This window comes from Janthinobacterium sp. 35 (assembly GCF_002754575.1).
In the GTDB taxonomy this organism is placed as follows: domain Bacteria; phylum Pseudomonadota; class Gammaproteobacteria; order Burkholderiales; family Burkholderiaceae_D; genus Janthinobacterium; species Janthinobacterium tructae.
The window spans coordinates 2,877,853-2,898,135 of the sequence record NZ_PEFN01000001.1; the positions used below are offsets into that span (position 1 = coordinate 2,877,853).

General features: G+C 62.2%; 15 protein-coding genes. 9 read left to right on the plus strand and 6 right to left on the minus strand.

Features of this window, described 5'->3' with window-relative positions; genetic code table 11:
• Window positions 1-87: 87 nt before the first annotated feature.
• On the plus strand, window positions 88-1,734 hold the full coding sequence (locus CLU93_RS12835) for a methyl-accepting chemotaxis protein (protein ID WP_099761672.1): 1,647 nt from the start codon (window positions 88-90) through the stop codon (window positions 1,732-1,734).
• Between the two features lies 1 nt (window position 1,735).
• Here the strand turns inward: CLU93_RS12835 and CLU93_RS12840 are convergent, their stop codons facing one another.
• Window positions 1,736-2,161 (minus strand): hypothetical protein, encoded by a 426-nt coding sequence (locus tag CLU93_RS12840; RefSeq protein ID WP_099761674.1) that lies wholly within the window; start codon window positions 2,159-2,161, stop codon window positions 1,736-1,738.
• Between the two features lie 179 nt (window positions 2,162-2,340).
• Here CLU93_RS12840 and CLU93_RS12845 point away from each other — a divergent pair, with 179 nt between their 5' ends.
• On the plus strand, window positions 2,341-3,039 hold the full coding sequence (locus tag CLU93_RS12845; protein WP_099761676.1) for a glutathione binding-like protein: 699 nt from the start codon (window positions 2,341-2,343) through the stop codon (window positions 3,037-3,039).
• Between the two features lie 7 nt (window positions 3,040-3,046).
• Here the strand turns inward: CLU93_RS12845 and uraH are convergent, their stop codons facing one another.
• Both uraH and CLU93_RS12855 read right to left on the minus strand, forming a co-directional pair.
• The gene (gene uraH, locus CLU93_RS12850; protein ID WP_306594724.1) at window positions 3,047-3,460 is read right to left on the minus strand and encodes a hydroxyisourate hydrolase; all 414 of its coding nucleotides are present in this window, start codon (window positions 3,458-3,460) and stop codon (window positions 3,047-3,049) included.
• Between the two features lie 8 nt (window positions 3,461-3,468).
• A complete protein-coding gene (locus CLU93_RS12855) occupies window positions 3,469-3,963 on the minus strand; it encodes a GlcG/HbpS family heme-binding protein (RefSeq protein WP_099761679.1) in 495 nt (164 codons plus the stop codon).
• A gap of 138 nt (window positions 3,964-4,101) precedes the next feature.
• Here CLU93_RS12855 and CLU93_RS12860 point away from each other — a divergent pair, with 138 nt between their 5' ends.
• Complete coding sequence (locus CLU93_RS12860) at window positions 4,102-4,812, plus strand: heavy metal response regulator transcription factor (protein ID WP_099761681.1); 711 nt, start codon at window positions 4,102-4,104, stop codon at window positions 4,810-4,812.
• Window positions 4,809-6,209, plus strand: a complete 1,401-nt coding sequence (locus tag CLU93_RS12865) for a heavy metal sensor histidine kinase (protein WP_099761683.1) — start codon at window positions 4,809-4,811, stop codon at window positions 6,207-6,209. The genes CLU93_RS12860 and CLU93_RS12865 overlap by 4 nt, the downstream gene beginning before the upstream one ends.
• Before the next feature lie 156 nt (window positions 6,210-6,365).
• Here the strand turns inward: CLU93_RS12865 and CLU93_RS12870 are convergent, their stop codons facing one another.
• The 3 genes from CLU93_RS12870 to CLU93_RS12880 all read right to left on the minus strand — a co-directional run bounded on the left by CLU93_RS12870 (window position 6,366) and on the right by CLU93_RS12880 (window position 12,683).
• The gene (locus CLU93_RS12870) at window positions 6,366-9,704 is read right to left on the minus strand and encodes a DEAD/DEAH box helicase (protein WP_257224951.1); all 3,339 of its coding nucleotides are present in this window, start codon (window positions 9,702-9,704) and stop codon (window positions 6,366-6,368) included.
• Between the two features lie 174 nt (window positions 9,705-9,878).
• Window positions 9,879-11,585, minus strand: a complete 1,707-nt coding sequence (locus CLU93_RS12875; protein WP_099761688.1) for a methyl-accepting chemotaxis protein — start codon at window positions 11,583-11,585, stop codon at window positions 9,879-9,881.
• A 207-nt stretch (window positions 11,586-11,792) separates the two neighbouring features.
• Window positions 11,793-12,683 carry a LysR family transcriptional regulator gene (locus tag CLU93_RS12880; protein WP_099761690.1) on the minus strand — a complete coding sequence of 297 codons (891 nt, stop codon included), beginning with the start codon at window positions 12,681-12,683 and terminating at the stop codon, window positions 11,793-11,795.
• Window positions 12,684-12,803: 120 nt separating this feature from the next.
• Here CLU93_RS12880 and CLU93_RS12885 point away from each other — a divergent pair, with 120 nt between their 5' ends.
• The 5 genes from CLU93_RS12885 (at window position 12,804) to CLU93_RS12905 (ending at window position 20,261) form a co-directional block, all read left to right on the plus strand.
• The gene (locus CLU93_RS12885) at window positions 12,804-13,985 is read left to right on the plus strand and encodes a serine hydrolase domain-containing protein (protein WP_218968333.1); all 1,182 of its coding nucleotides are present in this window, start codon (window positions 12,804-12,806) and stop codon (window positions 13,983-13,985) included.
• Window positions 13,982-15,151, plus strand: a complete 1,170-nt coding sequence (locus tag CLU93_RS12890; RefSeq protein WP_099761692.1) for an MFS transporter — start codon at window positions 13,982-13,984, stop codon at window positions 15,149-15,151. Before CLU93_RS12885 ends, CLU93_RS12890 begins: the two co-directional genes overlap by 4 nt.
• A 354-nt stretch (window positions 15,152-15,505) precedes the next feature.
• A complete protein-coding gene (locus CLU93_RS12895) occupies window positions 15,506-16,789 on the plus strand; it encodes a nucleotide sugar dehydrogenase (RefSeq protein WP_099761694.1) in 1,284 nt (427 codons plus the stop codon).
• Between the two features lie 9 nt (window positions 16,790-16,798).
• The gene (locus tag CLU93_RS12900; protein WP_099761696.1) at window positions 16,799-17,839 is read left to right on the plus strand and encodes an NAD-dependent epimerase/dehydratase family protein; all 1,041 of its coding nucleotides are present in this window, start codon (window positions 16,799-16,801) and stop codon (window positions 17,837-17,839) included.
• 532 nt (window positions 17,840-18,371) lie between these two features.
• A complete protein-coding gene (locus CLU93_RS12905) occupies window positions 18,372-20,261 on the plus strand; it encodes an SLBB domain-containing protein (protein ID WP_099761699.1) in 1,890 nt (629 codons plus the stop codon).
• Window positions 20,262-20,283: the final 22 nt, after the last annotated feature.

Below are 20,283 nucleotides of genomic sequence, written 5' to 3' on the forward strand. Positions count from 1 at the left end.
GAGCACCGTCGCCGCCGCATTCCTGGCCTGCAGAGCTGGAAGCAGGCCACGCCCCTTCGCCGCACAATAGAGAGTTGGAGACACAGCATGAAGAAATTGACGTTCCAGCAGAAGTTATGGATCCCCCTGATTTGCAGCCTGTTATGCATCACCGTTATTTTTGTCTATAACGCGCTGGAAATTCGCAAGATCCGCATCGAAGAGCGCAGCGCCGACCTGAGCAATGCCGCCGATCTGGGCCTGGGCGCCGTCAAGATGTTCGGCGACCTGGCCGCCAGCGGCGCCCTGACGCCGGAAGAAGCGCAGAAGCAGGCCACGGCCGTCATCAAGAGCATGCGCTTTGGCGAGACTGGTTATTTGTCCATCATCAACCTCGATGCCGTTGTCGTGATGAATCCCGCCGCGCCGCAAACCAACGGCAAGAACATGTCGGATTTTAAAGATGCCAACGGCACCTATCTGTACCGCGACATCGTTGCCGTCGGCAAGAGCGATGCGGGCAAGGGCTTCGTCCACTATTACTTCCCCCGTCCCGGCCAGAAGAACGCCGAACCGAAGATGAGCCGCGTGGTGGCCTACAAGCCGTGGAGCTGGACCATCGTGGTGGGCGTGTACATGGACGATATCGACGCGGCCTTCCGCCAGTCGCTGATCACCTCGCTGGGCGTACTGCTGCTGGTGTGCGGCTTGCTGGCCGCCGTCGTCGTGGCGATCAACCGCAGCCTGCGCCATGCGCTGGGCGGCGATCCCGAATATGCGGCCGACGTGGCTGCCCAGATCGCGAATAACGACTTGAGCGGCGTCGTGCGCACGCATGCCAACGACCGGCACAGCGTGCTGTATGCGATGAAAACCATGCAGGCCAACCTGGTCGACGCGATCAGCGAGATACGTCACAGCGCCGAAACGATCGCCACGGCATCGAGCGAGATTGCCAGCGGCAATATGGACTTGTCGGCACGCACGGAAATGCAGGCCAGTTCGCTGGAAGAAACGGCGGCTTCGATGGAGGAATTGACCTCGACCGTGACGCAAAACGCGGGCAATGCCGTGCAGGCAAATGAACTGGCGCAGTCCGCCTCGGCCGTGGCGCGCCAGGGCGGCGCCGTGGTGGCGCAAGTGATCGGCACCATGGACACTATCAACGCCTCGTCGCGCAAGATCGTCGACATCATCGGCGTCATCGATGGCATCGCCTTCCAGACAAATATCCTGGCCTTGAATGCGGCGGTGGAAGCGGCACGCGCCGGCGAGCAGGGCCGCGGCTTTGCCGTGGTGGCGTCGGAAGTGCGCAACCTGGCGCAGCGCTCGGCGGGCGCGGCGAAGGAAATCAAGGAACTCATCGGCGCTTCCGTCGACAGCATCGCGGCCGGCAGCGCCCTCGTCGCACAAGCGGGCACGACCATGGATCAGGTGGTGGCTTCCGTGTCGCGCGTGACCGACATCATGGCTGACATCACGGCCGCCTCGCACGAGCAAAGCACGGGCATCGGCCACGTCAACCAGGCGATCACGGAAATGGATAGCGTGACGCAGCAAAATGCGGCACTGGTGGAAGAGGCGGCGGCAGCGGCGGCCAGCATGCAGGACCAGGCGGCCGTGCTGGCGCAACTGGTGACGCGCTTCAAGCTGTCGGCGCAGGAGCCGGCGACGGCGTCGCGCCTGGCGGGCAGTTCGGCTGGCGCGCCACGCGCCGTGGCGAAAAAGCCGCTGCGCAGCCTGGCGGCGCGCTGATTTACTGGGCTGGCGCCGCCGCTGGCGGCGCCGGCTCGAATTCCAGCTTGTCATCGACGACCACGAATTGCCCGACCGGTTGGCCCAGGTCGGCTTTCGGGTCGTTTTCCATTTCCGTCAGCTCATTGCAGGTGTTCGTTTCCGCCTGCCACAACTGCTTGCCCATGCGGATATTCCACAAGCCATCGCCGGCCGCAAACAGCTCGACGGTGATGTCGGCCGGTGCATCGGTGGACAGGATATGCAGGCGCTGGCATTGCGGCAAATTGGTGGCCATCAGCTGCACTTCCACGCTATCTTGCCAAAAATAACGTTGCTGGCGGCGCACGGTCAGGGAATGCTCTTGCCCATCGAACATGTAGATGGCGAAGTCCTGGACACAGCCTGACAGCAGGACGGACAGCGTGACGATCAGGAGTTTGCGCATGGTCGGCTTTCTTTGTTTGTGCACTGGAATGTCGGGATGCCTGCGTGACGGGGCGAGTGCAAGCTTGCGCCGCCTGGGTGCCGTCTTGTTTTTCGCTTACGTGGCATTATATCCATGCACACCAGTTGCGGCGCGACAATAGTTACGCCCTCCCCATGCCAACGAGCTGAAAGACGACGATGATCGACCTGTATTACTGGACCACGCCCAACGGGCACAAGGTGACGATGTTCCTGGAAGAAGCGGGCATCCCCTATAACATCATTCCCGTACATATCGGCAAGGGCGAGCAGTTCAAGCCCGAGTTTCTTGCCATCGCGCCCAACAACCGCATCCCCGCCATCGTCGACCAGGCCCCGGAAGATGGCGGCGTGCCCCTGTCCCTGTTCGAGTCGGGGGCGATTTTGCAATACCTGGCCGAGAAAAGCGGGCAGTTCCTGCCGGCCGACGTGCGCGGGCGCGCCGAAGTCATGCAATGGCTGTTCTGGCAAATGGGCGGTCTTGGCCCCATGGCCGGACAAAATCACCATTTCGTGCAATATGCGCCCGAGCCCATCGAGTATGCCATCACGCGTTACGTCAATGAAACGAACCGCCTGTACGGCGTGCTGAACAAGCGCCTGGCCGACCGTGCATTCGTGGCCGGCGACACGTATTCCATCGCCGACATGGCGATCTACCCGTGGATCGTGCCGCACGCGCGCCAGCGCCAGAAGCTGGAGGATTTTCCGCACCTGGCACGCTGGTTCGCGGCCATTGCCGCCCGTCCCGCCACCGTGCGCGCGTATGCCCGCGCGGCCGAAATCAACGTGCAGCCCACCGTCAGCGGCGATGCGAAAAGCGTGCTGTTCGGGCAGACGGCCAAGACGCTAGCCTGATCAACGGTCAGTTACCGCGATACGTGGAAAAGCCGAAAGGGCTGAGCAGCAACGGTATGTGATAGTGCTGGTCAGTCTTTTCCACGTGAAATTGCACGGGAATTTCCGGGAAAAAAGTTTCCTGTTTCAGCCGCGCATAGTGTTCGCCTGTTTTAAACACGATGCGGTAATCACCCGCCTGCATGGGCGCATCCACCGGATACATGGCTGCGATGCGCCCCTGCGCATTCGTCACGCCACTGCTTAATTGTTTCCAGTCATGGTCCTTCTTTTGCTCCAGGGTCACCGTCACGCCCGCCGTCGGCTGGCCGCTCTGCAGGTCGAGGATGTGCACGCTCAAGGGATTGGCGGCGGCCAGGGCCATGCCCGACAGGCTGGCGAAGGCCAGGGCGGCGCTGATTTTTTTCAAATAGGTCATCATTGTCTCTTTCAAAGGGTGGGGGAATCGAGTTCGGGAATGGCCGCCAGGGCGGCTTGGGCGCAGGCGCGGTCTTGCAGGGCGCCACCGCCACCGGCGACGCCGATGGCGCCGACCACTTCGCCCCTGGCGCGCAAGGGCAGGCCGCCGCCCAGCAGCAACAGTTCCGGCAGTGTCGTCAAATTGGCCATGTCGGGATTGCCGCGCGCGGCCACGGCCAGTGCCTGGGTATCGTTTTTCGCCGACAGGGCCGTGTAGGCCTTGCGCCGGCTGGCCTCCGTGTTGTGCGGCCCGACGCCATCGGCGCGCTGCACCGTCACGATATTGCCGCCACGGTCCAGTACGGTGACGACGATGTGCCGTCCTTGCGCCTGGCAAGCGGCCATGGCCGCATCGGCCAGCTTGTTGGCCGCTGCCAGAGAAAGCTCATCGACTTTGCGCAATTGAGCGTGGGCGGGACTGGCCAGCAGGCACAGCAGGGTACTGCCGAGTAACAGGGTTTTCATGGGGCGGTCCGTTGAATAAAGTGACGCCAGTATGGCCAGTGTTACCCTACGAGAAGATGATCGCCACATGACATTTTTATCATCCGCGGCCGTCTGCGCGCGGCGTAAAATGGTTTTATATTCTTTTAGAAAGCGGCCATGCGCATCCTCGTGATTGAAGACGAACCAAAGACGGGCGACTATTTGCTGCGTGGCCTGGCCGAGTCCGGCTTCACGGTGAGCCTGGCGCGCAACGGCCGCGACGGCTTGCACATGGCGAGTTCGGACGCGCCCGACTTGATCGTGCTCGACGTCATGCTGCCCATCATGGATGGCTGGCAAGTGCTGCGCGCGCTGCGCTTGCAGGAAGGCGGCGCGGATGTGCCCGTGATTTTCCTCACGGCGCGCGACGAAGTGCAGGACCGTGTGAAAGGGCTGGAACTGGGCGCCGACGATTACCTGGTGAAACCGTTCGCGTTTGCCGAACTGGTGGCGCGCATCCGCACTTTGCTGCGGCGCGGGCCGCCGCGTGAAGATGACGTGATCCGCATCGGCGACATGGAAATCGACGTAATGAAACGCAAGGTCAGCCGGCAAGGGCAGCGCATCACCCTGACGGCCAAGGAATTCGGCTTGCTGCATTTACTGGCGCGGCGCCAGGGCGAGGTCTTGTCGCGCTCCATCATCGCTTCGCAAGTGTGGGACATCAATTTTGAGAGCGACACCAACGTCATCGACGCGGCCATCCGCCGCCTGCGCAGCAAGCTCGACGATCCGTTCGAACCCAAGCTGATCCACACCTTGCGGGGCATGGGCTATGTTTGCGAATTGCGCGCGCCATCCGCTCCAGACAGCGGCGCGGCCGCATGAAGCTGGCAGAACTGCGCCGCTCGCTGACCTTGCGCGTCACGCTCGTCTTCGTGCTGATCGTGGCGCTCGTGTCGGCCGGGCTGGGCATGCATTTGTACCGCTCTTTTGTGGCGGAAATCGAGCGCCGCGACGATATTTTATTGCTGGGAAAATTGCGCCAGATCCAGCAATTGCTGGGCAATGCGGGCACCCTCGACATCATCCGCGAGCGGCCCCAGTATTTCCGCGACACCATGAGCGGGCAAGAAAACTCGCTGGTGCGCATCGTGCGCGCCGATGGCACGCGTTTGATCGATGTCAATCCGCATGGAGAGACGGTGGCGCATGCTGTTCCCGTGGCCGTCGATGCACCCGTGACCAACAGCGACATCGTCAGCTGGACCAGCCGCGACGGCTATCCGGCCAGGGTCGTGGCGGCCAGCGCGCGCATCGGCGACCCGGCGCAGATGGCCGACATTTCCGTGGCCCGCGTCTACGGCGACCGCACGGCCATGTTTGCCGCCTACCGCTGGCAGATCGTCGTGTCGGTTGCCATCAGCGCGCTGGTGGCGGCCTTGCTGGCCAGCGTGATGCTGTTGCGGGGATTGCGTCCGCTGCGCAATATTGCCGCGCATGCGGCCTTGGTGCGGCCCGGCAAGCTGGGCCAGCAACTGGAGGCGCGCGATGCGCCCACGGAATTGCTGCCCCTGATCCAGGCCTTGAACGCCATGCTGGCGCGGCTGCAGGAAGGCTATGCGCGGCTGTCGCAGTTTTCCGCCGACCTGGCGCATGAATTTCGCACGCCCGTCACCAATCTGCTGGGGCAAAGCCAGGTCATGCTGGCTCGCCCCCGTAGTGCGCAAGAGTATGAACAGCTGGTGTCGTCGAATGTGGAAGAGCTGGAACGGCTGTCGCGCATGATCGACAGCATGCTGTTTCTGGCGCGCGCGCAGCAGGATGAAATGGTGCTCGTCAAGCAGACCTTGCCCGTGCAGGACGAGTTTTTGCGCCTGGCCGATTTCTTTGAGGGCCTGGCCGAAGAACGCGAGCTGGCGCTGGCTTGCCACGGCAGCGGCACGGTGATGGCCGAGCCGCAACTGCTGCGCCGCGCGCTGGGCAATCTGCTGTCGAATGCGATCCGCCATGCGGCGCCGGGCAGCACGATACTGTTACGTTCGCATGCGACGAAGGAGGGCGTGGAACTGAGCGTGAGCAACCTCGGCCCCGCCATCCCCGCGCGCCATTTGCCGCACCTGTTCGAGCGTTTTTACCGCGCCGACCCGGCCCGCAGCGACTCGGCCGCCTCCACAGGATTAGGGCTGGCCATCGTCACGGCCATCCTGCAATTGCACGGCGGCAGCGCGACGGTCGCATCCGACGCGGCCGCCACGACATTTACCCTCGTTTTCCCGGCGTAATTGACTGGGGTGGTGTCGGATTACGCTACGCTAATCCGACCTACGCCGCATTCCGGCGCAGGGTAGGTCGGATTAGCGAGGCGAAGCCACGCGTAATCCGACAAGAGCCGCCAATAATATTGTCGGATTACGTGGTTCCGCATGGTCTCGGGGCCGTTACCCCATCTCCACCAAAAACTCATGCATGCCCGTATGCGGCAATTGCGCGCACGCCGGTGCAAAGTGCGGCAACTGTCCCCACAGCAAGGGGTTGCCGACGATGTACACATAGTGTTGCGCGCGCGTCAGGGCGACATTGAGCAGGTTTGGCGTGGCCGCCGCCCATTGTGCGGCACCGGCCGTGCTGTCGTCGGCGCCCAGGACCAGCATCACCACGCTTTGTTCCTTGCCCTGGAAGGTGTGCACGGTGCCCACCATCTGGCTGCTCCATTGGCGCAATTCGCGCGCCGTCGGTGCCTTGCCGTAGCCGAGGCGACGGTCCCAGTCCATATCGACGATGCGCGAGCGCAATTCGTTGCGCACCGCCTTGAACGGCGTAATCACATACATGTCGGGCAATTTGCCGTCGCGGCGATACAGTTTCAGCAGCACTTCCAGCACGAAATCGAGCTGCACGGGCACCACTTGCTTGTAGCTGACGGGACCAAGAGCGTCGATCCAGCGGCTGGGGCCACGCGTCAGGCCGCGTGCACCGTCCGGCGGCGTGCGGTCGCTCAAGCCATAGACCATCTTGTCTTCATAGGCGATGCTGTTGGCCAGTGAAAACATCGGTTCCACGCAGCGGCGGTGCACGCGCAGGGGGCTGCCGATCCACAGCGGCTGGGCGCTGCCGGCGCCGACGACTGCGCCATAACGGTTGGCCTTGTCGGCCAGTGTCTGCACGGAAACGGAAGTTGGCGCGTAACTGCCATCCTGCGTGTGCGGCGACAGGGCGGACAAGGTTTGCACGAGGCGGCCCGGCACCGTGAACACGGGTTCGATCTGCAGCGGGTCGCCCACGACGACGGCACGCTTGGCACGCCACAGGCTGCCCAGCGCCGCTTGCGGCACGGCCTGGCCCGCTTCATCGATGAACAGCCAGCCCAGCGATTCGGGGCCCATGCCCTGGAACTGGCGCGCGAACGAGGCGAACGTGGTCGACACGACAGGCACCACCATGAACAGGCTGTGCCAGACCATGGCGATGTGCGACTGGTCGTAGGCGCGCTTGTTTTTCAGCAATTTCGACACGGCCAGCAAGTTGCCGCCAAAGCCGGGCCCGCCCTTCTTCGCCACTTCCGCCAGCCACGCTTCATGCAGGGCCAGGGCCTTGGCAAACAGGCGCGAGCGCAGGCGCGCCAGCGCCGGTTCATGCCACAGGCCGCCAATTTGCAGCGCGTCGCCGTCCAGCTCGTCCAGGGTGGCCGGGGCGATGATGGTGGGGAAACGCATGCGCGCGCGGCGCAGCAGTTCCGTGCTGTCATCCCATTCGCGCTGGCGCGATTGCGCCGTGCGCAGGGCGATGTGCAGGCTGTTGCGGGCGCGCTCGCAGCGCGGTTCCAGCTCGCCTTTCAGCAGCAGCTTGATGGCGGACACGTCGCGCGCGGCCTGGCGCTGCGCCTCGGCATTGGCGATTACGGCATCTTTGTAGGCGCGCGCCGGGGCCGTGCGGAACAGGCGGGCGAAAAAGCCGGGCTGCGTCAGCGCCACCAGGCGTTCCTCTTCCAGCAATTCCTTCTTGCTGGCCAGCAGGGTGTCCTGCTGCGCCAGCGCGCCGGACAGGGCGCCATTCGCCGCATCCATTTCTTGCTCCGCAGCGATCAGCGCCTGTTGGCTGGCCGCAATGAAGTCGGCTTCCGTGCAAGTGCCCACGGCTTGCCACAGGGCAGCGTACTGGGCGTGCTCGGCCAGGGCCTTTTCCACCACGTGTTCCGTCTCGCGAAACTCGCGCGCCGCCTGGGCGAAGCTGACGCCCTGATAGCTGGCCAGCCATTGGCGGATATTCTGTGCGTTCGGCGTCTTGCGCGCCGTGGTTTTATCCCAGTCGTCGTCATAGAAATTGCTGACGAAGCGGCGGCGGTTCGCGCTATTGCCCAGCGCACAGGACATCAAGCCCCATGGCGCCTCTTGTTCGGCCAGAGCGCGGTTGGCGCCATTGCCGTCGGCCACGACCCGGCGCGCCACGCTTTCAAAGTAACGCGTGCGTGCCCATTCCTTGCCCAGCTGCTTGGGCTTAGGTAAATCACCTGAAATGTTTTCCACCGCCGCATTGTTCGACGAGGCGACGACCATTTCAAAGCCCGTCAGTTCCGGGCGCAAGCGCGCGATGGTGATCGGGTCGCGCACGCCTTCGAAGGCCACGGCCACCTTGCCGATGAAGGCGTCGCCGGCGCGGTCCAGGCAGGACAGCACGCTGGCGCGGCGCACGATGTTGTCAGCGAACAATTCGCGCAACAAGGTCGTCTTGCCCGTGCCCGGCGGGCCATTGACGGAAAAGATGCCGCGTTCGCTCAAGCCCGTGCGCGCGCCATGGATGGCGAACTGCTGCATCAGGCTCATGGCGTAGCTGGCGTCTTCCAGCCAGTGGCCGCGGTTCATATTGCCCGGATTGAGCATGGCGGCCAGCGCCTGGCGTCCAGCCGGGCTGTACAGGTCGATGCGCTCATCCTGCGCCAGCGGCGTCAGGTAGGCGGCGACGGTGGCGGGCAGCTTGCCGCCGCGCACGGCGCGGATGATCTGCTCCAGGTCGTCGAGGTAAAAACTGTTGAGGATATCGATCGATGGTTCCACCGCGTCGCCGAAGTCCAGGCTGCGGTTCTGGCTGGCCTCAGCCAGGTCGGTTTCCGCCACGGCGGCGCGTTTCTTGCGCGTGCGCAATTCGAGCACGGCCAGCGGCTGGCCGGCGGCCGGGTGGAAACCGGCCCAGTCGCGCAGCAGGTCGGCCAGGGCCGCGATTTCCATGCCGGACAGGGGCGATGAGACATTGCCCGCCTCGTCCGTCACTTGCTGCGCGGCGCGGCTTGCCGCGAAATTGCGCAAGCTGTCTTGCAGCGCCAGCTGGCTGTCGCTGAAGGCGTCCAGGCTCAGGCCCGACCAGTCCGGCGTGCGCGCGCGGCCCAGGGCCCACGGCAACGTCGACACGGAAACGGGATCGAATTGCGGCTCGCCCAGCGCATTGAGATTCAGGCGGGCAAAGCACGAGCGTCCCAGCAGCTCTGTTTTTTCTGTGTCGGCGATGTTTTCCGGGCCGTTGGCCGGTGGACAAGCCTTGTTGATTTCCGCCTTGTCGAACACGCCGAGGAACAGCGAGAAGCCGTCGATCTCGCGGTCGGACGGGACTTGCCATTGCGTGGCGAACTGCAGCGGCAATTGCGCCAGCTGTTCGCGGTGCAGGAGACGCACGGTGGACTGGTCTTCAACGTCCGTGATTTGATTCAGGTCAAACGGGATAAAGAATTCGATCTTGTGCCAATACTCCAGGATAGCCAGGAGGCGCTGCTGTTCTGCCTGATTCATGATGACCAATATTTTGTAAAGCGAGCGAGGATTGTAAAGGGTATGCGCGGCGCGTGTTTTGCACTTTCGCCTATTGCGCGGGCTTTGCCGCAAAAAAAGTGGCGATGGCGGACGAAAAAAAGCCAGGCAGCAACTTCCTGCCTGGCTTACATGTCTGGAGCTTGCTGCTATTACTTAAAACTCTTCCCATTCGCTCTCGGCAGCCGCATTGCTGCGGCGTGCCGGTGCGGCTGCCACGGCCTGGCGCGCGGGTGCGGGCTTGGCTGCGGGGCGTGCGATGGCGGCCGCTACCGCTGCTGTGCGCACAGGCGTCAGCCTGGCTGCGCTGGCGACATGGTTGCCTGTCTTGAAGAATCCCACCACGTGCGCCAGCTCGCCCGCCTGTTCCTGCATGCTTTGCGAGGCGGCTGCCGCTTCTTCCACCAGGGCCGCGTTTTGCTGCGTCACTTCATCCATCTGGGCAATGGCCATGTTGATCTGCTCGATGCCGATGGTCTGCTCGTGCGTGGCGGAGGTGATTTCTCCCATGATGTCGGTCACGCGCACGATGCTGTCGACGATGTCGCCCATGGTCTGGCCCGCTTCATTGACGAGGCGCGAACCCGTGTCCACGTTGGCCACCGAGGCGGCGATCAGTTCCTTGATTTCCTTGGCGGCCGAGGCCGAGCGGTGCGCCAGGTTGCGCACCTCTGTTGCCACCACGGCGAAGCCGCGTCCCTGCTCGCCCGCGCGCGCCGCTTCCACGGCCGCGTTCAAGGCAAGAATGTTGGTCTGGAAGGCGATGCCGTCGATGACGCCGATGATGTCGACGATTTTCTTCGACGATTCGTTGATGGTGCCCATGGTGTCGACCACTTGCGAGACGATGCTGCCGCCGCGCACGGCCACTTCCGACGCGCTTTTCGCCAGCTGGTTCGCCTGGCGCGCATTGTCCGCGTTCTGTTTCACGGTCGAGGTCAGTTCTTCCATGGCCGACGCCGTCTCTTCCAGCGAACTGGCTTGCTCTTCCGTGCGGGACGACAGGTCGAGGTTGCCGGCGGCAATTTCGCTCGATGCCGTGGAAATCGCCTCCGTGCCGTGGCGCACTTGCGCCACCACGCCCAGCAGGCTGGTGTTCATGGCTTTCAGGGCACCCAGCAGGCGGCCCGTTTCATCGCTGGAATTGACGACGATGTGCGAAGACAAGTCGCCGGACGCCACGGTTTCGGCCACGCTGACGGCCGCATTGATGGGCTGGGTGATCGAGCGCGTGATGATCCAGGCAACAAAAGCGCCCAGCAACACGGCCACGCTGCCCAGGATGATCATGTAGGCGCGCGCGCTGGCGCTCAGTGTTTCGGCATCCGTCGCCGCTTGCGCCGCCTGCTCGGCTTCATACGCGACCAGGCTGTCGAGCGCGCCCAGCACGATCTTCAGGCTGGGTGCCGCCTGCTGCGTCAAAAAGGCGATCGCCTCTTCCGTCTGGCCCGCATTGCGCAGCTCGATGACCTTGTTGTTCAGCGGCGCGCCCGATTTCAAGGCGGCGTCCAGTTCGGCCATCAGCGCCGTTTCCTTGTCCGTCGAGATTTTCTTTTGCAAGGTTTCCTTGGCGGCGCCGTATTTCTTGCGCGACTCGCCGATTTTCGCCAGTTCCGCCTGTACCAGCGCTTCCGTCGGCGCCACCACCACGCTGGTGATCGCCAGGGTAATGTTGCGCACGTTGTCGCTCATGGTGTTGGCCGCAGCCATCTTGACGTTCTTGTCGGCCACGATGTCGTGGGTGCGTGCGCTCAGTTGGCCCATGGAATACAGGCCGACGAGCAAGACGGCCACCAGCAGGCCGAGGACGACAGCAAATCCGATCCCGAGCCGGGTGCCGATTTTGAATTGTGTGAGTGACATGATTGCTTTCGTATTGCGGAAGTGAGGGAAAACGTCGACAAGCCAGGACTACGGGTTTATACGTAAGGGCGGCGAGTCTGTAATTGTTCCTCAAAATTTCGCACTGCAATATAAAAACTTGTATCAAGTCCGTGAAAAGTTTTAAAAATGGTAGCAATTTAAATAAGTTGTCGTGTGGAAACAACGCGCGCGGCGCTGGATGCGGGCTCAGTTTTCCGGAAACACGTGGGTGGCCAGGAAATCGATGAAGGCGCGCAGTTTCGGCGTCAGGTGGCGGCTGCTGGGCCACAGGATGCGCAAGGCGCCGTCGTGCTGGCGGTGCGCGTCCAGCACCGGCTGCAAGCGGCCTGCGGCGAGCGCCGCGCGCACGGCAAAGTCGGGCAGGGCGGCGATGCCCAGGCCGCTTTCGGCAAAGTGCAGCAGGGTCTCCACATTGTTGCAGTTGAGTAGTGCCGGCAAGCCCGCCGCGTGCAGGGCCGGCCACTCGGGCAGGGGCCAGGCTTCGATCTTGCCGCTGCTGGGAAATTTGTACAGCAGGCAAGTGTGCTGCGCCAGCTCGGCGGGCAAGGCTGGTGTGCCGTGCCGCGCCAGGTAGGCGGGTGCGGCCACCAGCTGCAACTGGAACTGGCCCAGTTGGCGGCTCATCAAACGGCTGTCGGCGCTTTCGCCCGCGCGCACGACGGCGTCGTAGCCTTCCTCGATCACGTCGACCCGGCGGTCGCTGAAATCGAGGTCGAGTTCCACTTGCGGATAGGCGCGCGCAAAGGCCGCCAGCACGGGATTGAGCAAGCTGCCCACCTGTGGCAGGCTGACGCGCAGCCGGCCTTGTGGTGCGCTCTTGCTGTTCGTTAACTCCAGCTCGGCCGCTTCGATCTCGCCCAGGATGCGCCGGCAGCGTTCGAGGAATACCGTGCCTTCGCTGGTCAGCGCAATGCTGCGCGTGCTGCGGTGAAACAGGCGCACGCCCAGGCGTGCTTCCAGCCGCGCGATGCTCTTGCCGATGGCCGAGGCGGAAATACCGAGCACCCGGCCCGCCGCCACGAAACTGCGCGTTTCCGCCGCCTGCACGAAGGCCGTGAATCCCGCCAGGTTATCCATGTCGTCCCTTGTCATCACTGATTGCGGATGCCAACGTCCGCACAGACAGAAACTATAGCCTGTTTTTCTTTGATCGCGCCTGGCTTACCTTGGCAGCCTGATCATTTGAAAGGCTACGCCATGATGTACAACTTCTCTCCCGCGGCCTTGTCCGCCCGCATCGATCCCTTGCTCGATGCCGTCTTGCAGCAGCAGCGCCTGGTGGGCGCCGTGGTGCTGGTGTGCCAGCGTGGCCAGGAAATCTATCGCCGCGCTGCAGGCTACCTGGACCGCGAGGCGGGCACGCCCATGCGCGAGGATGCCGTCTTTCGCCTGGCCTCCGTCAGCAAACCCATCGTTTCCACGGCCGCGCTGGCGCTGGTGGGGCAGCATCGCCTGGGCCTCGACGATCTGGTGGCGCGCTGGCTGCCGTATTTCACGCCGTGCCAGCCGGACGGCGCCGTGGCGGCCATCACCGTGCGGCATTTGCTTACGCACACGGCAGGGCTCGACTATGGCTTTTTCCAGCCGCCGGGCGGCGCGTATGCGCAGGCGGGCGTGTCCGACGGCATGGATGCGTCCCGTATTTCCCTGGCAGACAATCTGCGCCGCCTGGCCACCGTGCCGCTCGCGTATGCGCCCGGCGAGCGCTGGGCGTATTCGATCGCCACCGACGTGCTGGGCGCCGTGATCGAAGCGGTGACTGGTTTGCCGCTGGCGCAAGCCGTGGCGCTGCTCGTGACGGCGCCGCTGGCCATGCGCGACACGGGTTTTATATGCACGGATGCGGCGCGCCTGGCCGTCGCGTATGCGGACCGCGCAGCGGGAGAATTGCAGCCGCGGCGTTTGCGCGACGAGGGCGAAGAGCATCTGCCGTTTCTCGACGGCATGGCAGGTTTTACTTTATCTCCGGCCCGTGCCCGCGATGCGCACGCTTATCCATCGGGTGGCGCCGGCATGCTCGGCTCGGCGCCCGACTTCATGCGCCTGCTGGAAACCTTGCGCCAGGGCGGCGCACCGCTGTTGCCGCCTGCGCTGGCACGCCAGCTGGGAGAAAATCAGACTGCTGCGTTCGACTTGCCGTTCTGGCCCGGTCGTGGCTTCGGCCTGGGATTTACCGTATTGACCGATCCGCAACTGGCCGCCACGCCGGAAGCGGCGGGCACGTGGCGCATGGGCGGCACGTATGGCCACTCGTGGTTTGTCGACCCGGCACGCGAACTGTCGGTGGTGGCGTTCACGAATACGGCGCTGGAAGGCATGGCGGGGCCGTTTGTCACGGAACTGTGCCAGGCAGTGTATGGCGTGGGGCAAGGGCAATGAGGCCTATCGTCTTCCTCGCGCTGGGCCTGTTCGGCGTGTATTGCATCGAGTTTGGCGTGGTCGGCATCTTGCCGATGATTATGCAGCGCTTTGGCGTGACGGCGGCGCAGGCGGGCTCATTGGTGAGCCTGTTCGCACTGGTGATCGCCGTGGGCGGTCCCTTCCTCGTGCTGCTGGCCACGCGCTGGCGCCGCAAACCGGTGCTGATCGTCTCCCTGCTGGTGTTCGCGCTGGCCAGCGTGGCCTCGGCGTATGCACCGCGCTTCGGGTGGCTGCTGGCGTTGCGCGTGGTGCCGGCCCTGTTCCACCCCGTGTATTTCTCGCTGGCCATGGTGGCCGCCGCCGCCCTGTATCCGCCGCAGCAAGCGGCGCGGGCCGGCGCGCATGCGTTCACGGGCACCAGCATGGGCATGGTGCTGGGCATCCCGCTCACCACCTGGATCGCCGCGCAGTCTGGCTATGAGGCATCGTTCCTCGCTTGCGCGCTCGTCAATGCGCTGGCGGCGCTGGGGCTGTACCTGTTCCTGCCCGACACGCCGCAGGAAGCGCCGCTGGCGTATGGCCGTCAATTGGCCGTGCTGCGCAACCCCGCCCTGTGGTTCACCATTGCCGCCGCCGTGTTCGTCTTTGCCGCCATGTTTGCCGTGTATGCATATGCGGCCGCGTACCTGCAGCAGGTGGCGGGCTTGTCGGCGCGCCAGACGGGGCTGGCGCTGGTGGTGTTTGGCGTGGGCGGCGTGGCGGGTAATCTGTTCGCGGGGCGCCAGCTGGGCACGCACGTGCTGCGCACGGTGGTGCTGCAGCCCGTGCTGCTGGGGCTGGCGTACTGGCTGTTGTATGAGTATGCGGGCGGCGATATCGGCTGGGCGGCACTGGCCATGCTGCTGCTGTTCTGGGGCGCCGCGCATACGAGCGGCCTGATCGTGACGCAAGTGTGGCTCAGCAGCGAAGCGCGCGAGGCGCCCGCGTTCGCCATCGGCGTGTATATCGCCGCCATCAACCTGGGTGTGACCGTTGGGGCCGTGGCGGGCGGCCTGGCCATTGCACGCTATGGCATGCAGGGCGTGATCGCCAGCGGCTTGCTGCTGGCCGTGCTGGCGTTGTTGCTCATTGTGCTCAAGGCGTGGCGCTACCGCAGCCACGCAGCTGGCGTGATGGCGGGGTAGAGGACATAGCAGATTGACATTGGCCTTGCCGGCTTGGATGGCGATGGCGGGAGGGCTGGCCTGGCTGTCATTTGTAGGGTATGGCGATGCGAATTCTGGTGCCGCTGATTTGTCTCAGTTGCACCACGGAAATTAAATAAGTTGGATCGAGGTCCATAGTGTCGCCTCACAATAGGCGAGCACGGGACAGGCGCACGACTGCAGAATGGTTATGAATTCTGCTATAGTCTCGGATGTTGTCCGGTACTAACGCTCATTTATACCGGACGGGCTCCTCTTTCGCTGGTCGCCATTTCGCTGTGCGGTGATGCCTAATTAGCCTCCATGTTTCCTTCAATATCGCCTTATATATCCATGCAAAATCGTAAAATTTCAGTAGTTGGCCTTGGCTATGTTGGTTTGCCTGTCGCCGTAGCGTTTGGTCGCAAGATGCGCACCATAGGATTCGATATCAACGAAACGCGGCTAACGGAGTTGCGCGCTGGTCATGATCGCACCAATGAAGTTACCGGTGCCGACCTGGGTGATTCCGATATCCTGTTTACTTCCAGTACTGTGGAACTGGCGCAGGCCGATTTCCATATCGTTGCCGTTCCTACGCCTGTGGACGATGCGCACCAGCCGGATCTGACCCCCGTGGAGCGCGCTTCGGAAACGGTAGGCAAGGCGCTCAAGCACGGTGACATCGTGGTCTACGAGTCGACGGTGTATCCTGGCGTGACCGAAGATGTGTGCGTGCCCATCCTGGAACGCGTATCGGGTTTGAAGTGCGGCGTGGATTTCACCGTCGGCTACAGCCCGGAGCGCATCAATCCAGGTGACAAGGAACATACTTTCACGAAAATTATGAAAGTGGTTTCCGGCCAAGACCAGGCCACCCTCGATATCGTTGCCGACGTGTACGCGTCGGTGGTGACGGCAGGCGTCTACAAGGCCGCCAGCATCAAGGTGGCCGAGGCGGCCAAGGTGATCGAAAACACGCAGCGTGACTTGAACATCGCATTGATGAACGAGCTGTCGCTGATCTTCGAACGCATGGGCATCGACACCAACAGCGTGCTCGAGGCAGCTGGCACCAAGTGGAATTTCCTGAAATTCAAGCCGGGTCTGGTGGGCGGCCATTGCATCGGCGTCGACCCTTACTATCTGACGCACAAGGCTGAAAAGCTTGGCTACCATTCGCAAGTCATTCTTGCCGGACGCCGCATCAACGATGGCATGGGTGCCTACATCGGCCAGCAGACGATCAAGCAGCTGATCCGTGCCGGCCACAATGTCGCGCAAGCCACGGTGACCGTGTTTGGCCTGACCTTCAAGGAAAACTGCCCGGATTTGCGCAACTCGAAGGTCATCGATGTGATCCGCGAACTGCAATCGTTCGGCGTGACGGTGCAAGTGACCGATCCTGAGGCGGATTCGGCCGAAGCGGAACATGAATATGGCATCAGCCTGACGCCGTTGGCGCAGCTGAAACCGGCCCACGCAGCCGTACTGGCTGTGGCGCATCATGAATACGCAGCCTGGAGCGTGACGCAATTCCAGCAGGTGCTGGCGGACGGCGCAGTAGTGATCGACGTCAAGGGCATTTGCAAGCCGGCCGAGTTCGAAAGCGCCGGCATTCCCCTGTGGCGACTGTGAAAGAGATTAATGCAAGCATATGAACAAATCTGCGCCGAGCTGCGCAACCAACCCAAGACCTGGCTGATTACCGGCGTAGCCGGCTTTATTGGCTCGAACCTGCTAGAGGCATTGCTGAAGCTGGGGCAGAACGTGGTGGGCCTGGATAATTTTGAAACCGGCCACCGTCATAATTTTGACCGCGTGCAGGCACTGCTGACGCCGGAGCAATGGCAGCGTTTTCGTTTCCACGAAGGCGATATCCGTGAACTGGCCGACTGCGCACGCGCGGTCGAGGGTGTCGATTACGTCTTGCACGAAGCGGCACTGGGCAGCGTGCCCCGTTCGCTCGAAAATCCGATTCGCACCAATGACACGAATATCTCCGGTTTCCTGAACATGCTGGTGGCGAGCCGCGACGCCAAGGTCAGCCGTTTCGTTTTTGCCGCCTCCAGTTCAACCTATGGCGATCACCCTGGCCTGCCAAAGATCGAAGACCGTATCGGCAAGCCGCTGTCGCCGTACGCAGTGACCAAGTACGTCAATGAGTTGTATGCGGACGTGTTCGGCCGCTGCTATGGCCTGGAAACGATAGGATTGCGCTACTTTAACGTGTTTGGCCCGCGTCAGGACCCGGAAGGCGCGTATGCGGCCGTGATACCCAAGTGGTATGGCGCCTTGCTGCGTTCCGAGCCGATCTACGTGAATGGTGATGGCGAAACGAGCCGCGATTTCTGCTTTATCGCCAATGTCGTCCAGGCCAACATCCTGGCCGCGACGAGCACCAATCCGGAAGCCGTCAATCAGATCTATAACCTGGCCCTGGGTGACCGCACCACGCTCAACGAGTTGTTCGCATTGATACGCGAACGCGTGGCGCGCGGCATGCCTTCGGCGGCGCAGGCCGAAGTCGTGTACCGCGCCTTCCGCGACGGCGACGTGCGTCATTCGCAGGCTGACATCAGCAAGATTTCCACGCTGCTCGGTTATGTGCCGACGCACCGGGTAGCCGAAGGTCTGGACGAAGCCACCGCATATTATGTCGATTCGATAACGACATCGAAGAACTGATTCAATAGCAAGAATGGAAGAATGCCACAGAAAGTCGCCCAGGCGGCATTTGTAGGCGCCTTGGTTTTTTGTCATGCGCGAGCGAGCTTCAGCGTTGTCTGCACCACCACTGTTACAAAAGTCGGTGGCGCATGGCGCTTTCCCCACGTCCATTTCACGAATCCTTCTGGTATCCTTGGAGTGCCGCTTTTCGGCATCGGACTGTGGCGCAGCGTTGGCGCCGCTGGTAATGTGTTTGCCAGTCACCAATCCTGGCGCTGGTGTGCAATGAGTCCCTGAATGATTTCATCCGAGTAAAGTGGTTGCCCATGTAGGTGATCAGTCGCTACGTCACCTGGCCCGGCCGCAGCATCGTGGATGAGCGAATGCTGGCTGTTGACAGCATGGCGCGGCACGATGTGCGTCCCGTGCCCTGTTGGGTATCCTTAGGCATGGAGAAAGTCGGCCGCGCGCGGCAAAAAATTGTGAATGCAGTGGTGCGGATATATTCGGGCACCAATTGAATCAACCTTATCACACAAAAAAGACCAGCATGAAAATGTACTGTAACGTAGCAAAGCCGATCCTCAAGCAACTGATCCTTTCATCGTGCCTGTTTGCTGTGGCGTCGACATCGGCTTGGGCCCAGAGTAACGCACTGGGGGGGCGCGGTGCCAATGCCGCGAATACCGAGCCATCCGGTACCATGCCCCTGCCTAGCCTGACAGGCAACGACACGCGGCAGGCGCAAGCTCCCTTGCTGACGCGACCAGGCAAGACCAGCAGCGATGTGAAGCCGTCGTTCGAGGCCTATGCTGAAACGGTCACTGGCAAGAACCTGAATATCTTTGGCAAGGACTTGTTCAGCGATGTGCCTTCCACCTTTGCACCGTTTGATGGCGCGCAAGTGAACTCGGATTATGTGGTCGGCGCTGGCGACGAATTGCAGATACGCGGCTGGGGTATGGTTGATATCGACATCAGCGCTACGGTCAACCGCAGCGGAGAGATCTATATCCCTCGCGTTGGCGCGGTCAAGGTCAGCGGAGTGGCATACCGCGACCTGCAGGGACACTTGAAAAAAGCGGTGAGCAAAATGTTCACCAATTTTGACCTGACAGTCAGCATTTCGCAGACGCGGGCCGTGCAAATCTATGTCGTCGGCCATGCCATGCGCCCTGGCACATACACACTGGGCGCCATGAGCACCTTGCTGAACGCCTTGTTCACATCGGGCGGACCGAATGCCGCAGGTACGATGCGCAACATCCAGGTCAAGCGCGGCTCCAAAACGGTGACAACGTTCGACTTGTACGATGTACTGGTCAAAGGCGACAAGAGCCACGACATCGCCCTGCAGGATGGCGATGTGATCTATATTCCGGAAGTCGGCCCTCTGGTGGCACTATCCGGCAATGTCAAGAAGCAAGCCATCTTCGAATTGAAGGGCAGCACTTCACTGGCCGATATCGTCGGCTGGGCGGGCGGTGTCGATTCCGCAGCGGAAGCAAAACGCATTCTGATCGAAAAAAACGTCGATAACAATTACCAGACCGTCGTGGATATCACGGCCGAGTCGGAAAACATCAGCAGTCGCCTGGCGGGCATACCGGTGAAGGCAACCGACATCCTGCGCGTCTTTGCTCCTGGCGCGGTACCGGTGCAGATACAGATTCAAAACGAATATGTGCGCGTGTCTGGCGAAGTCAAGCAAAGCGGCGTGTTCCAGCTGAAGAAAGGCGAGACGCTCCGGGAACTGGTGACCCGTCTTGGCGGCACCACCGATAACGGTTACATCTACGCAATGCAGTTGAATCGTGAATCCGTGCGGCGCCTGCAGCAGGCAAAGCTGGACGAGGCGGCAGATCGCTTCGAGCGTGACCTGGAGTCGAATGCAACGCAACGTATCGGCAACTCCAGCGACAAGGATAATGCCGTCAAGATCGCCGTCGAATCGGAACAGCAGCGCAATATTGCGAAACGGTTGCGCGCGATCAAGGCCGAAGGGCGGATCGTGCTGGAGTTGCAAAATGGTAATGCACAAGTGAAAGACTTGCCGGACCTGCCTTTGCAGGACGGTGACAGTGTCTTCATTCCGCGCCGTCCGCATACGATCGATGTCATTGGTTCGGTGTTCCAGCAAAATGCCTTTGTGTACCGCCCTAGCCGTACCGTCAACGATTATCTGGAGCTTGCCGGCGGTCCGACCGTCACGGCGGACAAGTCTGAAATGTATGTAATTCGCGCCGATGGCACAGCCCAAAGCGGCCGCAGCAGCGGCTGGTTCAGCGGCGTGGGTGGTAACCCCATGAGTCCGGGTGATACCGTGGTTGTGCCGGAGAAAATCGAGCGCAGTTCGTTTATGCAGAGCTTCAAGGAATGGACGACGATCTTTTACCAGTTCGGCCTGGGCGCTGCCGGACTTAAAGTGCTGAAAAACTAAATGGCCTTCATGGTATGAGAGT

What these genes read in the sequence shown, in the direction of transcription:
- CLU93_RS12900 (WP_099761696.1), top strand. Translation starts at nt 16,799, where the DNA reads ATGCAAGCATATGAACAAATCTGCGCCGAGCTGCGCAACCAACCCAAG.
- CLU93_RS12875 (WP_099761688.1), bottom strand. Translation starts at nt 11,585, where the DNA reads ATGTCACTCACACAATTCAAAATCGGCACCCGGCTCGGGATCGGATTT.
- CLU93_RS12855 (WP_099761679.1), bottom strand. Translation starts at nt 3,963, where the DNA reads ATGAAAACCCTGTTACTCGGCAGTACCCTGCTGTGCCTGCTGGCCAGT.
- uraH (WP_306594724.1), bottom strand. Translation starts at nt 3,460, where the DNA reads ATGATGACCTATTTGAAAAAAATCAGCGCCGCCCTGGCCTTCGCCAGC.
- CLU93_RS12865 (WP_099761683.1), top strand. Translation starts at nt 4,809, where the DNA reads ATGAAGCTGGCAGAACTGCGCCGCTCGCTGACCTTGCGCGTCACGCTC.
- CLU93_RS12860 (WP_099761681.1), top strand. Translation starts at nt 4,102, where the DNA reads ATGCGCATCCTCGTGATTGAAGACGAACCAAAGACGGGCGACTATTTG.
- CLU93_RS12905 (WP_099761699.1), top strand. Translation starts at nt 18,372, where the DNA reads ATGAAAATGTACTGTAACGTAGCAAAGCCGATCCTCAAGCAACTGATC.
- CLU93_RS12840 (WP_099761674.1), bottom strand. Translation starts at nt 2,161, where the DNA reads ATGCGCAAACTCCTGATCGTCACGCTGTCCGTCCTGCTGTCAGGCTGT.
- CLU93_RS12885 (WP_218968333.1), top strand. Translation starts at nt 12,804, where the DNA reads ATGATGTACAACTTCTCTCCCGCGGCCTTGTCCGCCCGCATCGATCCC.
- CLU93_RS12880 (WP_099761690.1), bottom strand. Translation starts at nt 12,683, where the DNA reads ATGGATAACCTGGCGGGATTCACGGCCTTCGTGCAGGCGGCGGAAACG.
- CLU93_RS12845 (WP_099761676.1), top strand. Translation starts at nt 2,341, where the DNA reads ATGATCGACCTGTATTACTGGACCACGCCCAACGGGCACAAGGTGACG.
- CLU93_RS12835 (WP_099761672.1), top strand. Translation starts at nt 88, where the DNA reads ATGAAGAAATTGACGTTCCAGCAGAAGTTATGGATCCCCCTGATTTGC.
- CLU93_RS12870 (WP_257224951.1), bottom strand. Translation starts at nt 9,704, where the DNA reads ATGAATCAGGCAGAACAGCAGCGCCTCCTGGCTATCCTGGAGTATTGG.
- CLU93_RS12890 (WP_099761692.1), top strand. Translation starts at nt 13,982, where the DNA reads ATGAGGCCTATCGTCTTCCTCGCGCTGGGCCTGTTCGGCGTGTATTGC.
- CLU93_RS12895 (WP_099761694.1), top strand. Translation starts at nt 15,506, where the DNA reads ATGCAAAATCGTAAAATTTCAGTAGTTGGCCTTGGCTATGTTGGTTTG.